We start from the raw sequence: 26,830 nt of genomic DNA on the forward strand, positions 1-26,830 counted from the left end.
CGGGTCAGGTCTCCTTCTGCCCCGTCCCCCGGTCGGACGACGGCCACACGTACGGCAGGCCTTCCGGGACGTCGGGGAAGAGGGTGCGGTAGTGCTCGGGGGCCTTGGTGACCAGGGCGGACCGGTGGCTGCGGTGGAAGGCCGGGTCGCCCAGCCAGTTCGGGAGGTCGCCGGCTTCGGAGAGTTCGGTGTAGGTGCGGACGGGGACGCGGGGGTGGTGGGCGGTGAAGTCCTGGGTGAGGGTCGTGGCGCAGGTGTCCTGGCGGCCGGTGGCGGTCCATTCGCGGCACATTTCGAGGCCGTACCGGACCAGGGCCTCCTCGTAGCCGGCCCACATGCGGACGGCCGGGTGGTGCCGCCAGCCGTAGCCGGGGACGGTGAGTCCGCGCAGGACCTGGAGGGTTTCCACCCGCTGCTTGCCGAGTCGGCGCGCGTCGAGGACGGCGGCGGAGGCCGCGAAGTCGGGGTACGGGAGGAAGGTCTGCATGGGGACAGGTGTAGCCCCTGCACGGGGACCGTGCAGGGGCGGTTGCTTCGTCTGGCCCAGCGGCCGGGCCCAGCGACGGCCCAGCGGCCGGGCGCGGTGACCGGGCCCAGCGGCCGGGCGCGCGGGTCCGGCCGCCGGGTACGTGCTACGGCAGCAGCCCGGACAGCGGGGTGTCCGGGGCGGTGACGGCTGCGGTGAGCAGGGTGATCAGGGACGCCGCCAGGTCCTCCACCGTCTTCCGTTCGAAGAGGTCCGTGTTGTATTCGACGAAGCCGTCGAGGCCGTTCGGGGTGCCTTGGGGGGCGCGCTGTTCGGTGAGGCCGATGGAGAGGTCGAAGTGGGCGACGTGCAGGTCGACGGGTTCGGGGCGGGCGTGGTGGCCGCCGAGGGTGAAGTGGCGTTCGGGGGCGTTGTCGAGGGTGAGGAGGGTCTGGAAGAGGGGGTGGCGGGCGGTGGAGCGGGCCGGGTTGAGGGCTTCGACGAGTTGTTCGAAGGGGAGGTCCTGGTGGGCCCAGGCCGCGAGGTCGGTGGCGCGGACGCGGGTGAGGAGGTCGCGGAAGGTGGGGTCGCCCGAGGTGTCCGTACGGAGGACGAGGGTGTTGACGAAGAAGCCGACGAGGTCGTCCAGGGCCTGGTCGGTGCGGCCGGCGACGGGGCTGCCCAGGGGGATGTCGGTGCCGGCGCCGAGGTGGGTGAGGAGGGTGGCGACGCCGGCCTGGACGACCATGTAGAGGCTGGTGCCGGTGTCGCCGGCCAGGGTGTGCAGGCCCTGGTGGAGGTCGGCGGGGAGGTGGATGGGGAACATGTCGCCGCGGTAGGTGGTGACGTCCGGGCGGGGGTGGTCGAGCGGGAGGGGGATTTCGGCGGGGAGGCCGGCGAGTTGGGTGCGCCAGAAGGCCAGTTGCCGGTTGTACGTGCTGTCGGGGTCCGCCGGGTCGCCGAGGAAGTTCTGCTGCCAGAGGGTGTAGTCGGCGTACTGGACGGGAAGCGGGGACCACTGCGGCTCTTCGCCCGCGCTGCGCGCGTCGTAGGCGGCGGCGAGGTCGCGGGAGAGCGGTGCCATGGACCAGCCGTCGCCCGCGATGTGGTGCAGGAGCAGGAGGAGGACGTGCTCGTCCGGGCCGGTCGCGAAGAGGGTGGCCCGCAGGGGGTGTTCGGTGGTGATGTCGAAGGAGCGGGTGGCGGCTTCGTGCAGGGCGGGGGCCAGGCCGTCGGGGTCCGTCTCGACGACGGTGAGCAGGTCGCGGCCGGAGTCGGGCGGCAGGATGATCTGCTGGGCGGCGCGGGCGCGGCGGGGGAAGACGGTGCGCAGGCTCTCGTGCCGGGCGACGAGGTCGCCGAGGGCGGCCCGTAGGGCGTCGTGGTCGAGTTTGCCGGAGAAGCGCAGGGCGAGCGGGATGTTGTAGGTGGGGCTGGGGCCTTCGAGGCGGTGCAGGAACCAGAGCCGGCGCTGGGCGTAGGAGAGGGGGACGGCGGCCGGGCGGATCGCGGGCTTGACCGGCGGGCGGGTCTGGGCGGTGGCGGAGTCGATGCGCCGGACGAGGGCCGCGACGGTGGGGGCCTCGAAGAGAGCGCCGATGGGCAGTTCGACGTCGAGGGCGGTGCGGATGCGGCTGATCAGGCGGGTCGCCATCAGGGAGTGGCCGCCGAGGACGAAGAAGCTGTCGTCGATGCCGACGCGGGGGACGCGCAGCACGTCGGCGTACAGCCCGCAGAGGATCTCTTCCTTCGGGGAGCGGGGACCGCGGCCGCCGAGTTCGGAACGGGGGTCGGGGGCGGGCAGGGCCTTGCGGTCCACCTTGCCGTTCGGGGTGAGCGGCAGGGTGTCGAGCGCCACGAGGGCGGTCGGCACCATGTAGGCGGGGAGGCGGTCGCGCAGGTGGCGGCGGAGGGCGGTGGCGTCGAAGGCTTCCCTGGAGACAGGGACGAGGTGGGCGACCAGGCGGGCGTCGCCCGGGGTGAGCTCGCGCAGGTTGACGGTGGCCCGGGCGACCGCGGGGTGGGAGACCAGGACGGTCTCGATCTCGCCGAGCTCGATGCGGAAGCCGCGCATCTTGATCTGGGAGTCGGCGCGGCCGATGTAGTCGAGTTGTCCGTCCGCGGTCCAGCGGACCAGGTCGCCGGTGCGGTACATGCGGGCGCCGGGGGCGCCGAAGGGGTCGGCGACGAAGCGTTCGGCGGTGAGGCCGGGGCGGTTGAGGTAGCCGCGGGCGGGGCCGGTGCCGCCGACGTACAGTTCGCCGGTGACCGAGGGGGCGACGGGGCGCAGGGCGCTGTCGAGGACGTAGACACGCATGTTGTCCATGGGGCGTCCGATGGGGACGGTTCCGGCGATCCGCCGCGGTGCGCGCATCGCGTGGTACGTGGCCGACATGGTGACCTCGGTGGGCCCGTAGACATTGCAGACGCGGGTGTCGGGGCAGGCGTCGAGGATCTTCTGTACGGCGGACGGGGAGGCGGCCTCGCCGCCCGTCCAGACCTGCCGGACGCCCGTGAGCGCGCCGGGGCACTCCTCGGCGAGCAGGTTGAACAGGGCGGTGGTGAGGAGGACCGCGGTGATGTGGTGGGTGGTGAGCAGGGTGCGGTAGTCGTCGGGGGTGAGGTCGCCGGGCGGGGCCATGACGAGGTGGCCGCCGTTGAGGAGCGGTACCCACAGGTCGAAGGTGGAGGCGTCGAACGCGGTGGAGGCGTGGCCGAGCACGGTGTGCCGGGCGCCGTCGGGGCCGTCCTCGCCCCAGCAGTGGTCGGCGGCCAGGGCCACCACGTCGCCCTGGGTGACGGCGATGCCCTTGGGCGCGCCGGTCGAGCCGGAGGTGTACATGACGTATGCGACGGAGTCGGCGTACGCCGTGGGCCCGGCGGGGTCCCGGTCCGGCAGGTCCGTCGCCGTCTCCGCCCAGGCGTCGACGGCCAGGGCCGGGACGCCGGGGAGGTAGGCGGCGGCCGGCAGGTCCTGCTGGGTGAGGACGACGACGGCCTCGGTCTCGGCCGCGATCAGCCGCATCCGGGCGGCCGGGTAGCGCTTGTCGAGCGGTACGTACACGCCGCCCGCCTTGAGGACGGCGAGGATCGCGACGACCAGGTCGGCGGAGCGGTCCAGCAGGACGGCGACGCGGCTCTCGGCGCCGACGCCGTACGCGCCGGCCAGGTGCCGGGCGAGGCGGTCGGCGCGGGCGTCCAGTTCGGCGTAGGTGAGGGTGGTGTCCTGGAAGGTGAGGGCGGGGGCGTCCGGTGTTTCGGCCGCCCTGGCTTCGAACGCCGCCGCGAGGGAGGTGCGCCGCAGCGGCCGGTCGGTGGCGTTGACCTCGCCGAGCAGCAGGGCGCGCTCGTCGGCGGTCAGCACGTCGAGGCGGGCGAGCGGCTGGTCGGGGTCGGCGGTCACCGCGTCGAGCAGGGCGACGAACCGGGCGGCCAGCGCCTCGACCGTACGCCGGTCGAAGAGGTCGGTGCTGTACTCGATCGCGCCGTCCATGCCCGGCCGTTCGCCGTGCGCGCCGCGCCGTTCGGTCAGGAAGACGGACAGGTCGAAGCGGGAGGCGTCGACGTGGACGGGCTCGGTGCGGGCGGGGTGGCCGCCGAGCGTGAACTCGCCTTCGGGCGCGTTGTCGAGGGTGAGCATGGTCTGGAAGAGGGAGTTGCGGGCCGCCGAGCGGACCGGGTTGAGGGCTTCGACGAGCTGCTCGAACGGGAGGTCCTGGTGGGCCCAGCCGGTGAGGGCGGTGCTCCGTACGCGCTGGAGCAGTGCGCGGAAGGTCGGGTCGCCGGAGGTGTCCGTACGCAGCACGAGGGTGTTGACGAAGAAGCCGATGTGATCGTCGAGGGCCTGGTCGGTGCGGCCCGCGACGGGGCTGCCGAGCGGGATGTCGGTGCCGGCGCCGAGGCGGGTGAACAGGGTGGCCAGTCCGGCCTGGAGCACCATGTAGAGGCTGGTGCCGGTCTCGCCCGCGAGGGCGTGCAGGCGCTGGTGCAGCGGCGCGGGGATCTCCCAGGTGATCGAGTCGCCGCGGAAGGAGGCGCGCTGCGGCCGCGGGCGGTCGAAGGGCAGGGCGATCTCCTCGGGGAGGCCCGCCAGTTGCTCGCGCCAGTAGGCGATCTGCTGTCCGTAGACACTGCCGGGGTCCTCGGGGTCGCCGAGGAAGTCCCGCTGCCACAGGGTGTAGTCGGCGTACTGGACGGGGAGCGGCGCCCACCGCGGGGCCTGTCCGGCGCGGCGCGCGTCGTACGCGGTCGCCACGTCGCGGGAGAGCGGCGCCATCGACCAGCCGTCACCGGCGACGTGGTGGAGCAGCAGGAGCAGGACGTTCTCGTCCGGGCCGACGCGGAAGAGCTTCACGTGCAGCGGCAGGTCGGCGGTCAGGTCGAAGCGGTGCCGGGCGCCTTCCTTGAGGAGCGCACGGAACGCCTCCGGGTCGCCGGGGACGTCGTCGGTGACGGTGAGGATGTCGAAGGCGGCCGGGTCGGCGGCCGGGTCGAGGACGACCTGCTGCGGGGTGCCGCCGGTCTCGCGGAAGACGGTGCGCAGGCTCTCGTGCCGGGCGAGCAGGTCGCCGAGGGCGGCGCGCAGCGCTTCCTCGTCCACCGGGCCCTCGATGCGCAGCATGAGGGGGATGTTGTAGGTGGGGCTGGGGCCTTCGAGGCGGTACTGGAACCACAGGCGGCGCTGGGCGTAGGACAGCGGCAGCGCCTCGGGGCGCGGCATGGGCCGCAGGGCGCCGCGGGTGCGCGCGGTGGACAGGCCGAGGCGTTCGACCAGGGCTTCGACGGTGGGGGCCTCGAAGAGGGCGGCGACGGGCAGTTCCACGCCGAGGACCGCGCGGATGCGGCTGACCAGGCGGGTGGCGAGCAGGGAGTGGCCGCCGAGGGCGAAGAAGCTGTCGTCGATGCCGACGTTCGTGACGCCGAGGAGGTCGGCGTACAGCTCGCACAGGATCTCCTCCTGCGGCGAGCGCGGCGCCCGGCCGCCCGCGTCGGCGCCGGTGCGGGCCGGGTCGGGGGCGGGCAGGGCCTTGCGGTCCACCTTGCCGTTCGGGGTCAGCGGCAGCGCGTCGAGGACCGTGATGACGGACGGCACCAGGTACGCGGGCAGCCGGGCGAGCAGGTCGCGGCGGAGGTCGGCGGCGAGGGTCTGCCGGGCGGCGTCCTCGGCGGGTACGACGTAGCCGGTCAGGCGGAGGTCGCCGGTGCGGTCGGCGCGCGCCGCCACGGCGGCCTGCCGTACCGCCGGGTGGGCGCCGAGCGCCTGCTCGACCTCGCCCGGCTCGATGCGGTGGCCGCGTACCTTGACCTGGTCGTCGACGCGGCCGACGAACTCCAGCTCGCCGTCGCTCCGGCGCCGTACCAGGTCGCCGGTGCGGTACATCCGCGCGCCCGCCGGGCCGAACGGGCAGGCCACGAACCGCTCGGCGGTCGGCGCGGAGCGGCCGAGGTAGCCGCGGGCCAGACCGGAGCCCGCGAGGTAGAGCTCTCCCGCGCCACCGTCCGGCACCGGCCGCAGCAGCGCGTCGAGCACGAACAGCCGTACGTCGCCGATCGGCGCGCCCAGCGCGGGCAGCGTCCGGCCGGACAGCGGTTCGCCGACGGTGGCGCACACGGTGGCTTCGGTCGGGCCGTACGCGTTGACCATGCGGCGGCCGGCCGACCAGCGTTCCACGAGGTCGACGGGGCAGGCCTCGCCCGCCACGACCAGCGAGACGACGCCGGGCAGCGTCTCCTGGGGCGGCAGGGCGGCCAGCACCGACGGCGGCAGGGTGGCGTGGGTGACGCGCTGCGCGGCGAGCAGGTCCTCCAGGCCGGCTCCCGGCAGCAGCCGCTCCCCCGGCGCCATGACCAGGGCGGCGCCCGCCAGCCACGTCACGCACATCTCGGAGACCGACGCGTCGAAGCTCGGTGAGGCGAACTGCAGCACGCGGCTCTCCCCCGTCACCGCGAACCGCTCGGCCTGCGCGGCGGCCAGCGCGGCGAGGCCGGTGTGGGAGACCACGACGCCCTTCGGGGTGCCCGTCGAGCCGGAGGTGTGGATGACGTACGCCGGGTGGGCCGGGCGCAGGCCGGTGGCGGGGTCGGTGTCCGGATACGCCGACAGGTCCGCCAGGTCCCGGCGCAGCGCGGCGGCGTCCAGGACGAGGGCGGGCGCGGTGTCGGCGAGGACGAAGGCGCGCCGCTCGGCCGGGTAGTCCGGGTCCACGGGTACGTAGGCGCCGCCCGCCTTCAGGACGGCGAGCAGCGCGACCGCCAGTTCCGCCGAGCGCGGCAGCGCCACGGCCACCAGCGTCTCCGGGCCCACGCCCTGGCCGGTCAGCCAGTGCGCGAGGCGGTTGGCGCGGGCGTTCAGCTCGCCGTAGGTGAGCGAGACGTCCTCGAAGACCAGTGCCGTGGCGTCCGGTGTACGGGCCGCCTGCTCGGCGAACAGTTCGGGCAGGGTGCTGTGCCGCACCGCCGGGCGGGCGGCCGACGCGGCCTGCCGTAGCCGCCCGTGCTCCTCGCCGGTCAGCACGTCGAGGTGGGCGAGCGGCACGTCGGGGGTGGCGACGGCCGTCTCCAGGACGCGCACGAGCCGGGCGGCGAGCGTGGCGACCGTGGAGCGGTCGAAGAGGTCGGTGCTGAACTCGACGAAGCCGTCCAGGCCGCGCGGTTCGCCCTGCGGGCCCTGGCGCTCCCAGAGGCTGAGGAAGAGGTCGTACTTGGCGGTGCCGGTGCTGACCAGCTCGGTGCGGGTGCGGACGCCGAGCCGGTCGAAGCCGCCCTCGGGGGCGTTCTGCACGGCGGCGACCACCTGGAACAGGGGCTGCCGGCCCGCCGACCGCACCGGGTTGAGGGCCTCGACGAGCTGCTCGAAGGGCAGGTCCTGGTGGGACCAGGCGGCGAGGTCGGTGTCGCGGACGCGGCGCAGCAGGTCGCGGAAGGTCGGGTTGCCGGAGGTGTCCGTCCGCAGCACGAGGGTGTTGACGAAGAAGCCCACCAGGTCGTCCAGGGCCTGGTCGGTGCGGCCGGCGACGGGGCTGCCGAGCGGGATGTCGGTGCCGGCGCCGAGGCGGGTGAGCAGGGCCGCCAGGCCCGCCTGCACGATCATGAACAGGCTGGTGCCGGTGTCGCGTGCCAGGGCGTGCAGGTTCGCGTGCAGTGCGGCGGACAGGGTGAGGTCGAGCGCGTCGCCCCGGTAGGTGGCGTGCCGGGGGCGCGGGCGGTCGTACGGCAGCGCGATCTCCTCGGGGAGGCCGGTCAACTGCCGTTTCCAGTAATCGAGTTCCCGCGCTTGGACACTGGACGGGTCCCGCGGGTCGCCGAGGAAGTCCCGCTGCCAGAGGGTGTAGTCGGCGTACTGGACCGGCAGCGGGGCCCACTGCGGGGCCCGGCCCTGGCGGCGCGCGTCGTACGCCGCCGCCAGGTCGCGTGAGAGCGGTGCCGCCGACCAGCCGTCACCCGCGATGTGGTGCAGCAGCAGGAGCAGCACGTGTTCGTCGGGCCCGGTGCGGAACAGCGTGGCGCGCAGCGGCAGTTCGGCGGCGATGTCGAAGGTGTGGCGGGTGGCCTCGCGGAGCAGGCGCCGTACGTCGTCGGGGCCGGTCCGCACCACGGAGAGCACGGACGGCATTCCGGCCACGTCGTCCGGTCCGAGGACGACCTGGTGCGGGGTGCCGTCGGCCGTCTCGTGGAAGACCGTGCGCAGGCTCTCGTGCCGGGCTAGCAGATCGCCCAGCGCGGCGCGCAGTGCTTCGTGGTCCAGTTCGCCGGACAGGTGCAGCGCCGTCGGGACGTTGTACGTGGCGCTCGGCCCCTCCAGCCGGTGCAGGAACCACAGGCGGCGCTGGGCGTACGACAGCGGCAGCACGTCGGGGCGCGGGACCGGCCGCAGGGCCGGGCGGCCCCCGGAGGCGGCGGCGTCGACGTGCCCGGCGAGCGCGGCGACCGTGGGCGCCTCGAACACGGCGGTGATCGGCAGGTCCACGTCCAGGGCGGTGCGGATGCGGCCGATCAGGCGGGTGGCGAGCAGCGAGTGGCCGCCCAGGGTGAAGAAGTTGTCGTCGATGCCGACCCGCGGCACGCCGAGGACGTCGGCGTACAGCTCGCACAGCACGCCCTCGCGCGGGGTGCGCGGGGCCCGGCCGCCGGTTCCGTCGCCGAGGTGGGTCAGGCCGGGCGCGGGCAGTGCCGCGCGGTCGACCTTGCCGTTGGGGGTCAGGGGCAGGGTGTCCAGCGCGACGAGGGCGGACGGGACGAGGTGGGCGGGCAGCCGGTCGCGCAGGTGCCGGTGGAGGGCGGTGACCAGGGCGGCGGTGGTCAGGGCCGCGCCGGGGTCGGTGGTGTGGGCGGCGAGCGGGCCGGTGAGGTCGCCGGCCGGACGGCAGAGGCCGACGGCGGCCGCCGAGGCGAGGTCTTCCCGCGGTGCGAACAGGACGTCGTACCGGCATCGGCCTTCCGGGCTGTCCGGCGCCCAGGTGGCGGCCGCCCACAGGCCGAGGCGGGTGCCCAGTCCGGTGAGCTGCTCGGGTTCGGCTCCGGCGGTGGTGCCGGGGGCGGCCAGCCGGGAGCGCGCCTCGTCCACCGGCAGGCCCGCCGTGACGGCCGCCTCGGCCGCCGCTTCGCCCGCCAGGCGCGGGTTGGGCACCCCGGTCAGGCGCAGCCGCTGTCCGGGCCGGCCGCGCAGGGCCTGTTCGAGGGTGGTCGCGTCGGTGACGTCCCGGCCCCAGACCAGGCTCGGTACGTCGGCGAAGGAGACCGTGCGGGCGGGCCGCTTGTACAGGACGGCGTCGTAGCGGTGGCGGGTCAGCTCGTTGTGGTGGCGGGTGCCCTTGAGCTGGAGTTCGGCGCCCGTCACGTCCGGCAGTGCGGCGGGCAGTGCGGCGAAGAAGTCGGGGTCGACCAGGAGTTCCTTCTCCAGGCGGACGCTCTGGTCGACGGCCGCGCCGAGGGCGCCCGGTTCGGTGTCCGCTCCGGCGCGGTGCAGTTCGACGGCCGTACGGAAGAGCCGCAGCAGGCGCCGGTTGCGGATGTCGCCGACGAAGACCCGGCCGCCGGGGGCCAGCAGGTCCACGGCGTTGCGCAGGACGCGCAGGAAGTAGGCGGCGTTGGGGAAGTACTGGGTGACCGAGTTGATCACGATGGTGTCGAAGTACCCGGTGGGCAGGCCCTCGGTCACGTCGGCGGGCCGGCAGCTCAGCTCGACCTTGCCGGCCAGCTCCGGTACGGCGGCGACCTGGCGGCGCAGCCGCTCGACGGCCGGGGCGGAGAAGTCCGCTCCCCAGTACGCCTCGCAGGCGGGCGCCACCTGCGAGAGCAGCAGGCCGCTGCCGACGCCCGTCTCCAGCACCCGGCGGGGCTTCAGGGCGAGGATGCGCCGGACGGTCTCGGCGCGCCAGTCGCGCATCTCCGCGACGGGGATCGGGGTGCCGTCGTAGCTGCTGTTCCAGCCGCCGAAGTCCTCGCCGAACGGCGGCTCGTCGTCCTGCGCCTTTGCCTCGTCGGCGTAGACCAGGTCGTGCATCTCCTGCCACTCGCCGACCTGGTGCGCGTCGGCCCCGGCGTCCGGCGCGGGGCCGTCGGCCGGTACGACGTAGCCGACCAGGCGGGCGTCGCCGGGCCGGTCCTCGCGGGCGGTGACCACGGCCTGTCCGACCGCCGGGTGGGCGCCGAGCACCTGCTCGACCTCGCCCGGCTCGACGCGGTGGCCGCGTACCTTGACCTGGTCGTCGGCGCGGCCGACGAACTCCAGCGCGCCGTCGGTCCGGCGGCGCACCACGTCGCCGGTGCGGTACATCCGCGCGTCCGCCGGGCCGAACGGGCAGGCCACGAAGCGCTCCGCCGTCAGCCCGGAGCGGCCGAGGTAGCCACGCGCCAGGCCGGTGCCGGTGACGTACAGCTCGCCGGTGCCGCCGTCCGGGACGGGGCGCAGCGCCGCGTCGAGCACGTACAGGCGCACGTCGGCGACCGGTGTGCCGAGGCCGGGCACCACGCGGCCGGACAGCGGCGCGCTCACCGTCGCGCAGACCGTGGTCTCCGTCGGGCCGTACGCGTTGACCAGGCGCCGTCCGGCCGACCAGCGTTCGGCCACGTCGGGCGGGCACGCCTCGCCCGCCACCGCCAGCGCGGTGATCTGCGGCAGGGTGGTGTGCGGCGGGAGGGCGGCCAGGACGGACGGCGGCAGGGTGGCGTGGGTGACGCGCTGTTCGGCGACCAGTTCGGCGAGGCCCGCGCCGGGCAGCAGGCGGGCGGCGGGCGCCATGACGAGGGTGGCGCCGGTCAGCCAGGCGCCGCAGATCTCCGCGACGGACGCGTCGAAGCTGGGTGACGCGAACTGCAGGACCCGGCTCCCGGGCGTCACCGCGAACCGTTCGGCCTGCGCGGCCGCCAGCCCGGCGAGGCCCGCGTGCGGGACGACGACGCCCTTGGGCACGCCCGTCGAGCCGGAGGTGTGGATGACGTACGCGGCGTGGCCGGGCGTGAGGCGCGCGCCGGGGTCGGTCGCGGGGTGGCCGGACAGGTCGCGGGGCAGGGTCTCCTCGTCGAGGACGAGGACGGGGGCCGTGTCGTCGAGGAGGAAGGCGCGGCGGGCCCGCGGGTACTCCGGGTCGACGGGTACGTACGCGCCGCCCGCCTTCAGGACGGCGAGCAGGGCCACGGCCAGCTCCACCGAACGCGGCAGGACCAGCGCCACGCGGGTCTCCGGGCCCACGCCCCGCCCGGTGAGCCAGTGCGCCAGGCGGTTGGCCCGCGCGTCCAGCTCGCGGTACGACAGGGTGGTGTCCTCGAAGGCCAGCGCCGTGGCGTCCGGAGTCCGGGCCGCCTGCCGGGCGAAGAGTGCCGGGAAGGGTTCGGCGGAAACCGTCGCCTGCGTCATGTCGTTCACTGGTCCTCCACTCGTCGGCCGACGCCTGGAGCGGGCCGTTCAACAGATGCGAATGCGCTGATGGGGGTGGCTTGCCCGGGCCGTGGCCGCACTGGAAAGGTGCTCTCCGTGACGGGGACGGACGGGCAGCCGACGGCGGTGGTGGCGGGTACGGACGAGGTGCTGGGGTGGGTCCCGGCGTACGGGCGGCTGCTCACCGGCGTGGAGCGGCGGCGTGCTGACGCGTTCCTCACCCCGGCGCTGCGGGCCGACTTCATCGCCGCGCACGTCCTGGTGCGGCTCTGCGCCGCCAAGCTGCTGGACCGGGCGGCGGACTCCCTCGTACTGGAGCAGCACTGCCCCGGCTGCGGCTCCGACGAGCACGGCAGGCCGGGCCTCGCCGGGCTGCCGCAGGTGTACGTGAGCCTGTCGCACACGACGGGCGTGGTGGCCGCCGCGGTGGGCCACGAGCCGGTCGGCGTGGATGTCGAGCGGCGGGCGCTGCCGGACAGCGTGCGGGGCGCGGGGGACCGGGTGCTGAGCGCGGCCGAGCGGGCGGCGATGCGCGAACACGCCGACCCCGACGCGTACTTCCTGCGCCAGTGGGTCCGCAAGGAGTGCTTCGTCAAGCTGGGCAGGACCACGCTGGGCGGGCTGGCCGCCCTGGACCTCTCGGGCCTGCCCGACCGGAGCGGCGCCCCGTCCCGCCACGGCAGCCCGTCCCGCCACGGCGACCTGTACGTGCTCGACCACACGGACGTACGCCGGGACGCCGTGGCGGCCGTGGTGAGCACGGCGCGGCCCCGCATCGGCGCGGCGGTCCCGCACACCGGCCCGGAACCCCCCGCCGACCCGGCACGCCGGAGCACCTGACCGCCGCCCCTCACGCCAGCAGCTCGGCGAGCCGCTGCCGGTCGAGCTTGCCGTTGTCGTTGTGCGGCAGCTCCTCCAGGCGCCGGATGCGGCGCGGCACCATGTGCAGCGGCACGTGCTGCCGCAGCCAGTGGCCGAACTCGAGCGCCCGTATCTCCTTGCCCAGGTAGGCGGCCAGCAGACGCACCTCGTCCTTGACCGTGACGGCCACCACGGCCGCCTCGGTCACCTCGGGGTGGCGCCGCATCGCGGCCTCCACCTCGCCCAGCTCCACCCGGTGCCCCATGATCTTGACCTGGTTGTCCAGCCGGCCGCGGTGCACCAGCAGGCCGTCCTCGCGGCGCACCCGGTCGCCGGTGCGGTACCAGTGGTCGCGGGTGAGCGGTCCGGTGCCGTCGTACGGGGCGGCGGGCGCGCCGGGTTCGTACCGGACGAAGCGCCCGGCGTTGTCGGCCGGGTCCAGGTAGCCGTCGAAGCGCTGGGCGCCGCGCACGCACAGTTCACCGTCGTCGCAGGGCCGCCCCGCCTCGTCCAGGAGGACCGCCTCCATGTGCGGGTACGGGCGTCCGATGGGCACTGTGCCGTTGGCACTGCCCGTCGCGGCGGTCCCGCCGCCGGCGAGTTCGTGGTCGGTGCAGGTGATGGTCAGTTCGGTCGGCCCGTACAGGTTGTGGATACGACTGCCGGGCGCGACCTCGTGCCAGCGCGCGGTCAGCCGCGCGGTGACCGGCTCGGCGCTGAAGCAACTGTGGCGCAGCGTGGTGACCCGGCCGGGCGGCAGGTTGCCGTACCGCTCGGCGGTGGTGACCAGCGACGGTACGGAGAACCAGTGGGTGAGGCGGCGGCGCACCACGTAGTCCACGGGCCGGTACAGCTCGTCCTTGTCCGGTACGACGACGGTGGCGCCGGAGCCCCACGCGACGAACAGGTCGTACACGGACGGGTCGAAGGTCAGGCCGAACGTCTGCGACATGCGGCAGCCGGGTCCCGCCTCGTAGCGGGCGATGTTGTACGCCACGTACGGGGAGACGTTGCGGTGGCGGACCGGCACGCCCTTGGGGCGGCCGGTGGAGCCGGAGGTGAACAGCAGGTACGCCTCGGCCTCCGGGTCGCCGGGATGGGCGGGCAGGGCGTCGGCGGGCGGCTCCGGGAGGCCGTCGGCGTCGTCCGGTACGACGGTCACCGGCGGCCGGAAGTCCGCGGGCAGCCCGGCGAACGTGTCGCGGTGCTCCTCGCCGACGAGGACGGCGCCGACCCCGGCGCGGCGCGCGATGTCGAGGGTGCGGGGCAGCGGGTGGTCGGCGTTGAGGGGGACGGCGCAGGAGCCGAGGCGCTGCACGGCCAGGTACGCCACGTACGCGGCCACGGTCCGGGTGGTGATCAGCGCGATCCGGGCCGGCGGACGGGCCGGGCCGTCGCCCGCGGGCTGCCCGGCGAGGACGCGGGCCGCCAGGGCCAGCACCCGGCGGTGCAGTGCGCCGTAGGTCAGGGTCTGCTCGCCCAGTTCGAGGGCCGGGGCGTCCGGCCACCGGCGGGCCGAGTCGGCGAACCACTGGTAGAGGGTGCGGTCTTCCAAGGCGGGCTCCTGGCGTACGGGGTCCTCGGTGGGCGGGACGGGAGGGGTGCCGACGGCGCGCGTGCGGTTCACGAGGCGGCCTCCGCCGGTGCGTCCGGGGCCCCGGCGCAGCGCTCCTGCGCCGTCCCCATCCGGACGACCGGGCGCGCGACCACCGCGAACAGCAGCAGCACCACGGCTCCGGCGGCCGTGTACGGGACGTTGACCTCGACCGCCTTGGCGAGCGCGCCGCCCGCCAGCGCGCCCAGCGGGATGGTGCCGGTGCCCACCAGCCGGTAGACGCCGTTGAGCCGGCCGAGCTGGTCGGGCGGGGTGGTGGCCTGGCGGAAGGAGACGGTCAGCGCCTGGTAGACGGCGGCGCCGAGCGCCATCAGGGCGAAGCCGGCGGCCGCGACGAACGCGTGGTGCACCAGGCCGGTCAGCAGCATCGCGACGCCCATCAGGACCATGCCGCCGAGGGCCGCCGGGAAGGTGCCGAACCGGTCCGCCAAGCGCGCGTTGAGCAGTCCGCCGACGATGCCGCCGAGCGCGCCGACGGCCAGGAACACGCCGAAGGCGGCTTCCGGGAGGCCGAGCCAGCGCACGACGTAGAGGACTTCGAGGGTGCCGGTGACGGCCATGCAGAAGTTCAGCGCCCCGAGCATGCCCGCCAGGGTGGCCAGCAGCCGGTCGGCGCGCAGCAGGCGCACGCCGTCCAGGATCATGGTGCGCCATCGCGGCGCGGCGCCCGGCTCGGCGGGCCCGGCGGACGGTCCGGGCGAGCGCGGGAGGGTGACCAGCAGGGCCACGCCGAACAGGAACGACACCCCGTCGATCAGGAACGGCAGGCCCGCCCCGGCGACGAAGGCGAGACTGCCGAGCGGCTGTCCGGCGGAGTCGCGGAAGATGAGCTGGGCCACGTGCAGCCGCCCGTTGGCGGCGGCGAGCCGGGAGGTGTCCACCACCATCGGCAGGTACGACTGGGACGCCACGATGTGCACCGTCTCGCCCAGCCCGAGCACCGCCGCCACCGCGCAGACCACCGGCAGGCTCACCACGCCGGTCACCACCGTCAGCGTGAGGGCCAGGACCGCGGCCGCGCGCATCAGGTCGACGCCGATGAGCAGCGCGCGCCGGTCGGCCAGGTCCGCCCAGACTCCGGCCAGCGGCGACAGCAGCAGCGGCAGCCAGTTGGCGACCGTCACCAGGGAGATCAGCAGTGGGTCGGTGGTGAGCGAGAGGGCGAGCAGCGGCAGGGCGGTCAGCCGTACGCCGTCGCCCAGCGCGGAGACCGCGGTGGACGCCCACAGCCGTCCGAAGGCGCCCCGGCCGGGGCCCGCCACGGCCCCGCCCGTCATGCCCACGGTTTCCCGGTGCCGTCGCCGGACCACAGGGCGGGGCCGGTGACGGTCAGGGTCGTCGGTGCGGTCTGCCGCCGCGGGACCAGGTGCAGGCGCTGGACGTCCGCCGGGGTTCCGGCAGCCGCCTCCCGGCCGTCCTCCTGGCACGCGCACGGCTTCGCGTCGAAGCCCGCGAACCGGTACGCGACCTCCATGATCCGGTTGCGGTCGGTGCGCCGGAAGTCGGCCTCCAGGTGGACTCCGGCCCGGGTGGCCTGGTCGGCGGTCCAGCGCAGCAGCTGCGTACCGATGCCGAAGTTGACCACCCGGCAGGAGGTGGCGAGCAGCTTCAGGCGCCAGCGGCCCGGCTGCCGCTCCAGCAGGGCGACGCCGACCGCGCCGTGCGAGCCGAAGCGGTCCTCGACGGTCGTGATCAGCACCTCGTGGTCCGGGTCGGTGAGCAGGGCGCGCAGGTCGGCGTCGGAGTAGTGCACGCCGGTCGCGTTCATCTGGCTGGTGCGCAGGGTCAGTTCCTCGACGCGGGCGAGGTCGTCCTCGTGGGCGCGGGCGATGCGCATCCGCATGTCCAGGGAGCGCAGGAAGTCCTCGTCCGGGCCGTTGAACTCGCTCTGGGCGGTCTCGCGCCGGAACTTCTCCTGGTACACGGCCCGGCGGCGGCGGGCGTCGGCGGTGACGGTGGGCGCGAAGTCCGGCAGGTCCGGCAGCCCGGCCGCCGCGGGAGCGTCGTAGCAGCGCACGTCCGGCAGGTGGTGGGCGACCTCGGCGCGCTCGGTGCGCTGGTCGTCGATGAACGCGAGGGTGTTCTGTGCGAAGTTCAGCCGTTCGGCGACGGCGCGTACGGCGTCGGACTTGCGGCCCCAGCCGATGTGCGGCAGGACGAAGTACTCGGCGACGCCGAGGCTCTCCAGCCGGGTCCAGGCGTCGTCGTACTCGTTGCGGCTGGCCACCGACTGGAGGATGCCACGCTCGTCCAGGGCCTTCAGCGTCTCCAGGACGCCGGGCCGCAGGACGAGTTCGTCGTGCTCCAGCAGGGTCCCCTGCCACAGGGTGTTGTCCAGGTCCCAGACCAGGCACTTCACCGCGGGACGTACGGCGGCCTCCGCCGCGTCCGTGGGGGTGCCGGTCTCCGCCGTCTCGGTGGCCGCCATGCCGGTCATACCTCCCAGAGGGTCACGGCCCAGGCCGCGACGGGGCTGTTGTTCAGGACGAGGACGAGGTCGCCCGGGGCCAGGTCGCCGCGGGCCAGCAGCCGGTCGAGGTTGAGCACCACGTCCATGGCGCCGGTGTGGCCGTACGCCTGGAGGTTCTCGCCGCACACCGGGTGGACCGGCAGGCCGAGCAGGGTCTCGTAGAACTGGAAGGCCGGCGCGGTGACGTTCTGCATGAGGGTGGCGGCGATCCGCTGCCGCTCCACACCCGCGTCGTCCAGCACCTGCCCGACCAGGCGCTTGAGGTGCTGCTGGCTGTGCAGGGCCAGTTCGAAGCGGTAGCGGTCGGCGGAGCTGACCTCCTCGCGCCACTCGTACCAGGGGGCGTTCTTGTAGTCGACCTGGAGGAGGTCGTGGAACCGGCCGTCGGTGTGCTGGCGGTGGGCACGCAGTACGGGTCGGCCGCCGCGCACCAGGGTCATGGCGAAGGCGCCGTCGCCGACGACGGTGACCGGGTGGCGTACCCGGTCCAGGGCGACCGGGCGGCTGGCGTGCGCGATCATCACGGACTGCCGGGCCGGGTCGGCGACGAGGAGGTCCCTGGCCAGGGCCCAGGCCGCGCTGGAGCCCGTACAGCCCAGGCCGTCCAGGACGAAGGAGAACGACGGGGTGAGCCCGGCCTCGTGCGCGACGTGGCCGGAACCGGAGCCGAGCAGCACCTCGGGGGCGCGGGCGCCGACGACCACCAGGATGTCGGGGTCCGGGGCGGCCGGGTCCTTCGCGCGCAGTTCCCGTACGGCCTGGGCGGCGAGCCCCGCGGCCGTCGCCCCGTCGTCGAACCGGCCGACCGTGCGGATGCCGCAGTCGCGCGCGAACTCGGCCTCCTCGCGCGGCAGTCCGGCGATCTCGTCCAGCTTCCCGACGGGCACCGGCTCGCCGGGCAGGAGGCAGTGCACCGCCCCCACCCCGACGGCCGTGTCCGCGCTGCTGCCCGTGTCCGTCGTCGTCATCCCCGGCCCGTCCGTACGTGGTCCGCGAGGAGCAGCTGGCTGATCTCCGTGCTGCCCTCGATGATCTCCATGAGTTTGGCGTCGCGGTAGGCCCGCGCCACCGGGTGGCCGTCGCGGGCGCCGCGGGAGGCCAGCACCTGGACGGCCGTGGCGGCGCCCCGGGTGGCTTCCCGGGAGGCGACGTACTTGGCGACGACGGCCTGGGTGCCCAGCTCCGGCCGGTTCTCGTCCCAGCAGGCGCTGGCGTGCTCGCAGCACCGGAGGGCGACCTGCTCGGCGACGGCCAGTTCGGCCAGGTGCCGGGCGACGAGCTGGTGGTCGGCGAGCGGCTTGCCGAACTGTTCCCGGGTGCGGGTGTGCGCCGCCGTGCTGTCCAGGCACGCGCGCAGGATGCCCGCGCAGCCCCAGGCGACCGAGAGCCGCCCGTAGGTGAGCGCGGCGGTGGCGAGCAGGGCGACCGGCAGGCCGGCGCCGGACAGCAGGTGGCCGGCCGGTACGCGGACGCCGTCGAGGTCCACGTCGGCGTGGCCGGCGGCCCGGCAGCCCATCGGGTCCGGCACCCGGTCGATCCGTACGCCCGGGGCGTCGGCGGGCACCACGACGACGGCGGCCCCGTCCCCGTAGGTCCCGAAGACCACCAGCAGGCTCGCGTAGGCGGCGCCGGTCACCCAGACCTTCGCGCCGGTGACGTGCACGGTGTCACCGTCCCGGCGGATCTCCGTGCGCATCGCCGACAGGTCGCTGCCCGCGCCGCTCTCGGAGAACGCGACGCCGGCCGTCTCTCCTCCGGTGAGCCGGGGCAGGAACGTGCCGCGCTGCGCGGCGGTGCCGAAGCGCTGCACGGTCCAGGCGGCCATGCCCTGCGAGGTCATCAGGGACCGCAGGGAACCGCACAGGGACCCGGCGTGCGCGGTCAGTTCGCCGTTGGCCCGGCTGTCCAGGCCCAGGCCGCCGTGTTCCGCGGCGACCTGGGCGCACAGCAGGCCGCGCCGGGACGCCTCCCGTACCGTCTCCCCGGGAATCCGGCCGGCCAGGTCCCACTCCTCGGCGCGGTCGCCGACGAGGTCGCCGAGCGCGGTGCGGGCGTCCGCGGTCGCCTGTGCCGTCACTGCCCCGCCGCTCCTTCGCCGCGCAGCCGCCGCACCAGGGCGGTGATGGCCGGCACGGTACGGAAGTTGTCCAGGGTCAGGTCGTCGCCCTCGACGGTGACCTGGAACTCCTGCTCGACGTGCTGGAGCAGTTCCAGGGAGAACAGCGAGGAGAACGCTCCGGAGGCGAACAGGTCCTGGTCCACGGCCCAGTCACCGCCGGTACGGGAGCCGAGGAACGCCACCAGGCGCTGCTGGACGTCTCCGGCGCCGGGCCCGGTCGCCGCGTCGGCCTGGTTGTCGACGGTGGTCATGCGCGCGTTCCTCCGTAGGAGTAGAAGCCGTTGCCGGTCTTGTGGCCGAAGTCGCCGGCCCGCACCTTGTCCAGGAGCAGGTCGCAGGCGAGGTATCCGTCGTCGCCGGTGCGGTCGTGCAGCACCTTGAGGGTGTCGACGATGTTGTCCAGGCCGATCAGGTCCGCGGTGGCCAGCGGCCCCGTACGGTGCCCGAAGCAGCCGGTGAAGACGCGGTCCACGGACTCGGCGGCGGCGCGGCCCTCGGCGACCAGCCGGGCCGCGTCGTTGATCACCCGCATCAGGATGCGGTTGGAGACGAAGCCGGGTCCGTCGCCGACGACGACGGCCTCCCGGTCCAGGGCGCTCAGCAGCCGGTCCAGGGCCGCCATGGCCGCGTCGCCGGTGCGCGGGCCGCGGATCACCTCGACCGCCCGGATCAGGTAGGGCGGGTTCATGAAGTGGGTGCCGACGACGTCCGCCGGGCGCTGGGTGTAGCCCGCCAGCTCGTCGACCGGTACGGCCGAGGTGTTGGAGGCGATCAGCGTGCCGGGGCGTACCGCCGCCGAGACGGCGCCCAGCGCCTCGACCTTGGCGTCGGTGGTCTCGGTGACCGCCTCGACGACGGCCGCCGCGGTGTCCAGCCGCGCGTACGAGGTGCTCAGGGTCAGTTCGCCGTCCGGGCCCTTGGGCAGCTTGCCCAGCAGCCGGGCGTGCCGCAGTTGCCGGCGCACCGTGCCGCGGGCGCGCTCCAACTGCGCATCGGACACGTCGATCAGCAGGACCGGAAGGCCGCGGCCCACGGCGAGCGTGGCCAGCGCGGTGCCCATGACCCCGGCGCCGACTACGGCCAGCCGGCCGTCGCCCCACCCGTCGTCCTGTCCGTCGTCCTGTCCGTCGTCCCTCGTCGTCCCGTCTGTCGTCGCTGTCGTCGCATCGGTGGACACGTCGGTGGTCCCGTCGGTGGTCACTGGGTCAGACGCCTTCCGTCACATCGGTCAACAAGCCCGCGAAAGTGGGGTTCTCGGCGAGGTGGCGTACGGCCTGAAGGGCCCGCCCGCCGTCCAGGCGGGGGTCCAGACCGTGCTCGTCCAGCCACTCCCCCCACAGCCGGCCCTCCACGTCCACCCGCGGCGTGTCCAGATCGTGGGTCTCGTACAGGGCCATCGTCGACAGCACCGGGTCGCCGGTCTCCAGCGCCCGCCGGCCGGCCAGCCGCGCCCACTCGGCGACCGGGACGGGGCGGGTCGGCGCGCCGAGCGCGCCCAGTTCGGCGAAGAGCGCGGCGAACGTGGTGGCCTCCTCGCCGACCAGGTGGTACGCGCGGCCCGCCGAGCCGGGCTCCCGGCCGAGCTGGACGACCGCGCGGGCCACCAGATCGATCGGTGCCACCGGCAGCGGCATGTCGTCCGCCGGGTGGGCGCCGACGGCCAGGCACGCGGCCACCAGCCGCCAGAGCATGTCCAGGTCGTTGCAGGCACCGGTGGCGGTGTCGCCGCCGATCAGGCCGGGGCGGAAGACCCGTACCCGCATCCCGTCCCGTTCGGCCTTGTCCAGGAGGCGTTCGCTGACCCACTTGGAGATGCCGTAGCCGCCTGCCTCGGGGTCCAGGGGCTGCTCCCGGCGCTCCAGCAGCCGGCCTTCGGAGCCGAGGGCCTGGCCGCAGGCGGCGAGGGTGGAGATGTAACTGATGTCGGTGATGCCGTGGCGGCGCATCCAGCCGAGGAGGTGGTACGTGGCCAGGGTGTTGGCCGGGCGCAGCACCTCGTACGGCTCGGTGAAGACGACGTGGGCGCCGCAGTGCACGACGTGGCGGGTGCGGCGGGCCAGTTCGCCGTCACGGTAGGTCTCGCACACCTCGGCGACGTCCCGCAGGTCGCCGGGGACGACGTGGACGCGTTCCGGGTCGGGCTCGGGGAGCCGGAAGCGTGCGGCGGTCTCACGCAGGCGCCGGTGGCCGTGGTCCTCGTCGTCGGCGCGGACCAGGCAGTAGACGCGGCTGTCGCGGTGGCCGGGGTCCTGGAGGAGTTCGTGCAGGAGGAAGGCGCCGACGAAGCCGGTGGCGCCGGTGAGCAGCACGTCGGTGCCGGGCGGGGTGGCGCGCGGGGCGAGGGGCGGGAGTTCGAGGGCGAGGTCGGCGTCGATGAGGGCGGCGTCGGAGGGGTGGGTGCCGGGCGTCTCACCGGTGGTGGGGCCGGTGGCCGTACCACCGGCGGCGCCTTGCGTCTCCGTACGGCCGGACGCGCCGCGGATCGCTTCGGCGACGCGGGTGACGGTGGCCCGGCTGCCGCCGGTGCGGTGGAGGTTGAGCAGAGTGCCGTACCGCTCCTGCACCTCCAGCGTCATCCGCAGGCCGAGCAGGGACGTGCCGCCGAGGGCGCCGAACTCGTCGTGCGGGCCGATGCCGTCGATCCCGAACAGTTCCTCCCAGAGGGCGGCCAGTTCGCCTTCGAGGCCGGTGGGCGCGTCGGCGGGCGCGGCAGCCGCACTGCGGGCCGCGGGCTGTTCGGTGGTGGTGCTGCCCGGCACGGTGAAGACCGAGTCGTCCAGCGCGGAGCAGCGGCGCCGGGTGTACGGGTACGTGGGCAGCGGGACGCGGCGGCCCGTCCCGTCGTCGAGCGCGCGGGCGTCCACCGGGACGCCGTGCAGCCAGGCGTCGGCGAGCGCGGCGGCGATCCGGTCGCCGGGGCCGGCGCCGTCCGCTGCCGGGATCACGTACCGGCCGGGGCCGCTCTCCCCCTCGCCGACGACGATCAGGTAGGCGTCGGCGGGCAGGGCGGCGGGCACGGTGTCGTGCTGCTCGGTACGGCTGCCGAGGGCCGCCAGCAGCGTGGTGCGCACCGCCTCCGCGCGCTCACCGTCCGCCGTGACGGCCAGGACGGGGCGGCGCGTTGCGGCGCGGACCGTACGGGCGGCGGGCGGCCGGGGCAGACGCAGGGCGGCGGCCAGCCGGTCGGGGGCCGCCGTGACCACCCGGCGCTCGGCGAAGTCCTGCCGTCCGACGCGCAGGGTGTGGGCGATGTCCCCGGGCGCCGCGCGGTCCTGGTCGATCTCGTCGGCCAGGCTGCGGGAGAGCGCGTCGAGTTCGGTGCGGGTCCGGGCGGAGAGCTGGAGCCGTACGACGGGCCGGGCGGGCGCGGACGGGCGCACCGGCTCCGGCGGCGGGGCGAGGACGACGCAGGCGTTGGCGCCGCCCAGGCCCATCGAGTTCACCAGCACCCGGCGGCCGGCGTCGGTGCACCGTTCCAGCTCGGTGGGGACGCGGAAGGGGCTGTCGGCGAGCACGCCGGGGTCCCGGGCGTGCTCGAACATCGGGTGCGGCACCAGGTGGCCGGTGCGCACGACGTGGATCGCCTTGATCAGCCCGGCGATGCCGGCGGCCGACCCGGCGTGCCCGATGTTCGCCTTGACCGTGCCGAGCGCGCAGTGGCCGCGGTCGGACGCGCGGGCGCCCGCCGCGCGCAGCCCGTCGATCAGGCCGCGCAGTTCGACCTGGTCGCCCAGGGGCGTGCCGGAGCCGTGCGCCTCGGCGTAGCGCAGGTCCGCCGGGTCGGTCCCGGCCACCGTGAGCGCGGCGGCGACGACCGAGGCCAGGCCGTCCGGACTGGGCGCGGTGAAGCCGGGCCGGCGGGCGCCGTCGTTGCCGACCGCGCTGCCGCCGATCACCGCGAGCACCGGGTCGCCGTCGGCGAGCGCGTCGGCGAGGCGGCGCAGCACGACGACGCCGATGCCGGAGCCCGCGCCGGTGCCGGTGGAGCGGATGTCGAAGGCGCGGCAGAAGCCGTCCTCGGAGAGCACGCCGCCGGGCTGGTACTGGTAGCCGACGGACGGGTACGACAGTCCGCTGCCGCCCGCCAGGGCGATGTCGCACTCCTCCGACAGCAGGCTCAGGACCGCGTAGTGCACGGCGGTCAGCGAGGAGGAGCAGGCGGTCTGCACGGCCAGGGACGGGCCGCGCAGACCGAGCTTGTACGAGACCCGGGGGGCCATGAAGTCGATGCCGCCGCCCAGTTGGGTGGCCAGGTCGTCGAAGGCGGCGGGGCCTTCCGTACGGGCGCGGGCGTACTGGAGCAGCGTGTTGTACGTGCTGTTGCTCGCCCCGGCGAACACGCCGACCTGCGGCCCGTGCTCACCGTTGGGCAGGTGCCCGGCGCGCTCCAGGCCGTCCCGGCAGGCCTCCAGGAAGAGGCGCTGCTGCGGGTCGATCAGCTCGGCCTCGACGGGGGTGTGGCCGAAGAACTCGGCGGCGAACAGCTCCGGGTCGGCGAGCCGGCCGGACCGGGTCACGAAGCCCGGCGCGGCGGCCGTCTCCGGTGACACACCGCAGCGGCGCAGTTCCTCGGCGGGGATGTCGCGGAGCGAGACCACGCCCTTGTCGAGGTTGCTCCAGAACTCCTCCGGGGTGGCGGCCTCCGGGAACCGGCAGCCGACGCCCACCACCGCTACGGCGGTCTCGCTGTTCATCGCGCGGCGGACCCTTCCGGCTGCTGCGGGCCGGCCGCGTCCGCGGTGTCCGTACGGCCGCGGCGGGCGCTGCCGAGCAGCCGGCCGCGGCCGGCCGGGGCCGCCGCGGCGGGGGCCGGCGGCTCGGGCTCGTCCGACGGGTCCAGCAGCCGGGCCTGGGCGCGCACCGTGTCGTGCCGGAACAGCTCGGCGACCTCCAGCTCGCGGCCGGTCCGGTCGGACAGTTCGTCGCTGAGCATCACCAGCAGCATCGAGTTGCCGCCCGCGTCGAAGAAGCCGGTGTCCAGCGGCACCTCGTCGGTGCCCAGGACGTCCCGCCACGCCTGGCGGACGAGCTGGAGCGGGTCCGCGGGTATGGACGCGCTGTCTTCGGGGTTCGCCACGGGGTCCTCCGGGAGGGTTTCGGTGTCAGACACGCCGCGCCGCCGCGGTGTCGAAGAAGTCGCGGGACCGGGCCATGGCCCGGCCGACCTTGTCGTAGGCGTTCTCCGGGTCGGCGAACGGGCCGACCTCGACGCCGATCCAGGCGGCGTCGACGGCGAGCAGTTGGTCGGTGAAGGCGGCCATGTCCGCGACGCCCTCGCCCGGCACCAGGTGCTCGTGGTACGTGCCGTTGGAGTCGGAGTAGTCGACGCTGTTGACCCGGCCGGGCAGCCGTCCCACCTCGGAGGCGGCCACACCGGCGACGACGAGGTGGGAGACGTCGACGTTGGCCCGCAGGGCCGGGGAGGCGACGTCGTCCAGCAGCCGTACGAGGTCGTCGACGTCGGTGACCAGGGAGGTCTCCATCGGCTCGGGCTTGACGCTGAGCGCGATGCCGCGCGCCTCGGCGTAGTCGGCGAGCCGCCGGACCGAGGCGGCGAGCAACTGCCACTGCGCCTCCTCGGGCCACATGGCGCGCCAGAACCAGTCGCCGAGGAGCAGTTTCATGACCTCGCCGCCCAGTTCCCTGGTGAGGTCGACATGGGCTTCGGCGCGCTTGAGGTGGAATTCCCGCACGACGTCGCGGAAATCGCTGAGGCCGAATGCGTGACAGGCCGTCAGGCTGATGGGCAGGCCCACCGCGTCGGCGTCGTCGCGGAATTGCAGCAGCCGTTCCGGCGCCATTTCCATCGCCTCTTCGACGATGCAGATCCATTCGGCGCCCAGTTCGGCGGCGGCCCGCCACGCGTCCTTGCCCTGGTACGGGGAACCGTAGAACGCCTGGTCCACCAGCAGCCCGAGGCTGATTTGACTGGTCATGGATGGTTCCGCTCCTAGTCGGTGCGTGTCCCGCCCGCGGGGCCGGAAGAGCTTCGGTCTTCTTCCGCGGAAAGGACCCGGCGCGACATTCCGTGGTCCGCAGTGGTGGTCGAGCCGTGACGGGCGCACGGTGCGGGTGCGGAGCGGCCTTTCCTGCTTTCTGCCGCGCCGCGCACCGGTGCGCGTGCCGGCCGCTGCCGTTCCGGGCAGGGCACGGTCCGCTCACGGGAGGGAAGGCTGTCGGTGATCCGGTCGGGAGGGGCGGTCCGGGGCCCTACGAGGCGGTGGCCGCCGGGCGGCGTGGTGGTGCGGTACGGCGGCCGGTCGCACACCGGATCGCGCCGTCGAAGCGGGCACCGGTGCCGGGCACCGCGTCCGCTCTCTCGTCGATTGCCATCATTCGCGCCCCCGTCGGCCAACGATCCTGACGACCTTGTTCCGGCCCTGTCGAACACCGGGATGCTAGCACGCGCCGCTGAGCGCACCGTATGGCGAAATGTCGCCTGATGCCGTCGCGTCCGACCACGTAGTCCCAGCTCAGAGGGGGTAGTTGGACGAAGCGACCGAAAGCGGGAGCGGGTGGTCCGAACGGGCCGGACGGGCCGGGCGGACGGCGTGGACAGCACGGCGGCGCACGCCCGGCGGACACGGCGCGGAGCCGTCCGCCCGCGGGCGGCACCGGCGCACCGCACCGGCAACGGCCGCCGGGCGCGCACCGGGTCACGCCCCTCGTCGCCGTCGGCGCCGATGCCCCGAAGTCCGCCGGCCGGCGCGGGGCAGCACACCACGGAGAGGCGTCGCCCAGGGCTCGGGCAGGTGACGGGAACCGGGGCTGCGGAAATGGCCCGGGAATACCTCGCGGCGATTTACCGCACCCGTCGGCCGGACGTGCTGCGGGGAAACGGAGTCCGGCGGCGGAGTGCGTCCAGGGACTCCGGCCACGACCTCCGCCGCCACGCGGCGAGTTGCTACTGTGCGAATGCGGAGCGGCCGCCTGGGCGACTCCGGCCGAAGAGCCCAAGGAGCAGGGGGAATCCATGCCCAGCCGCATCATGCTGAGCCCGGGGGACATAGCGACGCTGGACCTGACGGACCCGCGTACCCACGCCGAGTACGACCTGAGCGAGGTCTGGCGCCACCTGCGCAGGACGCAGCCGTTCTACTGGCACCCCTCCGTCGGCGGAGCACCGGGATTCTGGGTCGTTTCCCGGCACGCGGACGTCTCCGAAATCTACCGGGACGACAAGCGGTTCACGTCCGAGAAGGGAAATGTCCTCACCACGCTGCTGATGGGCGGGGATTCCGCCGCGGGCATGATGGCCGCGGTGACGGACGGACCGCGGCACGCCGACATCCGCAAGATTCTGCTCAAGGCGTTCTCGCCGCGCGCGCTGGAAGGCGTGGTGGACCACATCAGGCAGTCCACCCGCACACTGCTCCGCGACGCGGTGGCCCGCGAGGAGTGCGACTTCGCCCGGGACGTCGCGGCGGACATCCCGCTCACCGCGATCTGCGACCTGATGGGCGTGCCCGAGGCGGACCGCGCGAAGGTGCTGGAGCTGACCGCGACGGCCCTCGGCAACGACGGCGCCGCCCAGTCGCCCGTCGCGGCCTGGCAGGCGCGCAACGACATCCTGGCGTACTTCGGCACGCTGGCCGAGGAGCGGCGCAGGAACCCGGGTGACGACGCGGTCAGCGTGCTGGCCACCGGTCTCATCGAGGGCCGGCCGCTGACCATGGACGAGATCGTGGTCAACTGCTACAGCCTGATCATCGGCGGTGACGAGACCAGCCGGATGTCGATGACCGGCGGGGTGCTCGCCCTCGTCGAACACCCCGCCCAGTGGCGGGCCCTGAAGAGCGGCGAGGCGGACATCGCCACCGCCGTCGACGAGATCCTGCGCTGGACGACGCCCGCGCTGCACTTCGGCCGTACGGCCCTGGAGGACGTCCCGGTCGGCGGGCAGGGGCAGGTGATCAGGGCCGGGGACGTCGTCACGCTGTGGAGCGACTCGGCCAACATGGACGAGGAGGTCTTCGACGCCCCGGAGCGGTTCCTGCTCGGCCGCACCCCCAACAAGCACCTGTCCTTCGGGTACGGCCCGCACTTCTGCCTCGGCGCCTACCTCGGCCGGGCGGAGATCGCCGCCATGCTGACCGGTCTGCGCGAGCTCGTCGCCTCGGTGGAACTGCGCGGCGACACCCGCCGCAACTACTCCAACCTGCTGAGCGGCGTCACGAGCCTGCCGGTGGCCCTGCGGGCGGAGTGAGACCGGGGACGGGCGGAGTACTTCCGCCTGCCGGGAGACGAAGCGCGACGACCGGGCCCTCGGCCTTGCGGCCGGGTGCCCGGTCGTCGCGGACAGTCGTTTACGGGAAATATGCGATTGTCGAAGCAGTGAATTGCGCTGCACCGGAAGGGCGGAATCTCGCCCTTCCGGCGAAGCAGGTGAAGCGGAGGAAACGCGCTGAATCCGACTAAGCGTG

14 protein-coding genes are annotated in these 26,830 nt (G+C 74.6%); 2 read left to right on the forward strand and 12 right to left on the reverse strand.

Annotated elements, in window-relative coordinates; genetic code table 11:
• Positions 1-4: 4 nt before the first annotated feature.
• Together AB0A97_RS08845 and AB0A97_RS08850 are read right to left on the reverse strand one after the other, a co-directional pair.
• On the reverse strand, positions 5-487 hold the full coding sequence (locus AB0A97_RS08845; RefSeq protein WP_361146529.1) for an MSMEG_6728 family protein: 483 nt from the start codon (positions 485-487) through the stop codon (positions 5-7).
• A 145-nt stretch (positions 488-632) separates the two neighbouring features.
• Complete coding sequence (locus AB0A97_RS08850) at positions 633-11,321, reverse strand: amino acid adenylation domain-containing protein (RefSeq protein ID WP_361147354.1); 10,689 nt, start codon at positions 11,319-11,321, stop codon at positions 633-635.
• Between the two features lie 117 nt (positions 11,322-11,438).
• On the opposite strand from AB0A97_RS08850, the gene AB0A97_RS08855 reads away from it, so the two are divergent.
• A complete protein-coding gene (locus tag AB0A97_RS08855; RefSeq protein WP_361146532.1) occupies positions 11,439-12,182 on the forward strand; it encodes a 4'-phosphopantetheinyl transferase superfamily protein in 744 nt (247 codons plus the stop codon).
• Positions 12,183-12,192: 10 nt separating this feature from the next.
• Here AB0A97_RS08855 and AB0A97_RS08860 read toward each other — a convergent pair whose 3' ends face one another.
• From AB0A97_RS08860 to AB0A97_RS08905, 10 genes are all read right to left on the reverse strand, one after another.
• Positions 12,193-13,830, reverse strand: a complete 1,638-nt coding sequence (locus AB0A97_RS08860; protein WP_361146535.1) for an amino acid adenylation domain-containing protein — start codon at positions 13,828-13,830, stop codon at positions 12,193-12,195.
• Complete coding sequence (locus tag AB0A97_RS08865) at positions 13,827-15,095, reverse strand: MFS transporter (RefSeq protein ID WP_361146537.1); 1,269 nt, start codon at positions 15,093-15,095, stop codon at positions 13,827-13,829. The genes AB0A97_RS08860 and AB0A97_RS08865 overlap by 4 nt, the downstream gene beginning before the upstream one ends.
• The gene (locus AB0A97_RS08870; RefSeq protein ID WP_361146540.1) at positions 15,092-16,255 is read right to left on the reverse strand and encodes an HAD-IIIC family phosphatase; all 1,164 of its coding nucleotides are present in this window, start codon (positions 16,253-16,255) and stop codon (positions 15,092-15,094) included. The genes AB0A97_RS08865 and AB0A97_RS08870 overlap by 4 nt, the downstream gene beginning before the upstream one ends.
• Positions 16,252-17,256, reverse strand: a complete 1,005-nt coding sequence (locus tag AB0A97_RS08875) for a 3-oxoacyl-[acyl-carrier-protein] synthase III C-terminal domain-containing protein (RefSeq protein ID WP_361146543.1) — start codon at positions 17,254-17,256, stop codon at positions 16,252-16,254. Before AB0A97_RS08875 ends, AB0A97_RS08870 begins: the two co-directional genes overlap by 4 nt.
• The gene (locus tag AB0A97_RS08880; protein WP_361146545.1) at positions 17,253-18,365 is read right to left on the reverse strand and encodes an acyl-CoA dehydrogenase family protein; all 1,113 of its coding nucleotides are present in this window, start codon (positions 18,363-18,365) and stop codon (positions 17,253-17,255) included. The genes AB0A97_RS08875 and AB0A97_RS08880 overlap by 4 nt, the downstream gene beginning before the upstream one ends.
• Complete coding sequence (locus AB0A97_RS08885) at positions 18,362-18,658, reverse strand: acyl carrier protein (protein ID WP_361146548.1); 297 nt, start codon at positions 18,656-18,658, stop codon at positions 18,362-18,364. The genes AB0A97_RS08880 and AB0A97_RS08885 overlap by 4 nt, the downstream gene beginning before the upstream one ends.
• Positions 18,655-19,491 carry a 3-hydroxyacyl-CoA dehydrogenase family protein gene (locus tag AB0A97_RS08890; protein ID WP_361147357.1) on the reverse strand — a complete coding sequence of 279 codons (837 nt, stop codon included), beginning with the start codon at positions 19,489-19,491 and terminating at the stop codon, positions 18,655-18,657. The genes AB0A97_RS08885 and AB0A97_RS08890 overlap by 4 nt, the downstream gene beginning before the upstream one ends.
• A gap of 121 nt (positions 19,492-19,612) precedes the next feature.
• Positions 19,613-23,101 (reverse strand): thioester reductase domain-containing protein, encoded by a 3,489-nt coding sequence (locus AB0A97_RS08895; RefSeq protein ID WP_361146551.1) that lies wholly within the window; start codon positions 23,099-23,101, stop codon positions 19,613-19,615.
• A complete protein-coding gene (locus AB0A97_RS08900; protein ID WP_361146553.1) occupies positions 23,098-23,517 on the reverse strand; it encodes an acyl carrier protein in 420 nt (139 codons plus the stop codon). The genes AB0A97_RS08895 and AB0A97_RS08900 overlap by 4 nt, the downstream gene beginning before the upstream one ends.
• The gene (locus tag AB0A97_RS08905) at positions 23,510-24,343 is read right to left on the reverse strand and encodes a sugar phosphate isomerase/epimerase family protein (RefSeq protein ID WP_361146556.1); all 834 of its coding nucleotides are present in this window, start codon (positions 24,341-24,343) and stop codon (positions 23,510-23,512) included. The genes AB0A97_RS08900 and AB0A97_RS08905 overlap by 8 nt, the downstream gene beginning before the upstream one ends.
• A 1,037-nt stretch (positions 24,344-25,380) precedes the next feature.
• On the opposite strand from AB0A97_RS08905, the gene AB0A97_RS08910 reads away from it, so the two are divergent.
• Positions 25,381-26,613 (forward strand): cytochrome P450, encoded by a 1,233-nt coding sequence (locus AB0A97_RS08910; protein WP_361146559.1) that lies wholly within the window; start codon positions 25,381-25,383, stop codon positions 26,611-26,613.
• Positions 26,614-26,830: the final 217 nt, after the last annotated feature.

Source organism: Streptomyces sp. NPDC045470 (assembly GCF_040646595.1).
Taxonomy (GTDB): Bacteria; Actinomycetota; Actinomycetes; order Streptomycetales; family Streptomycetaceae; genus Streptomyces.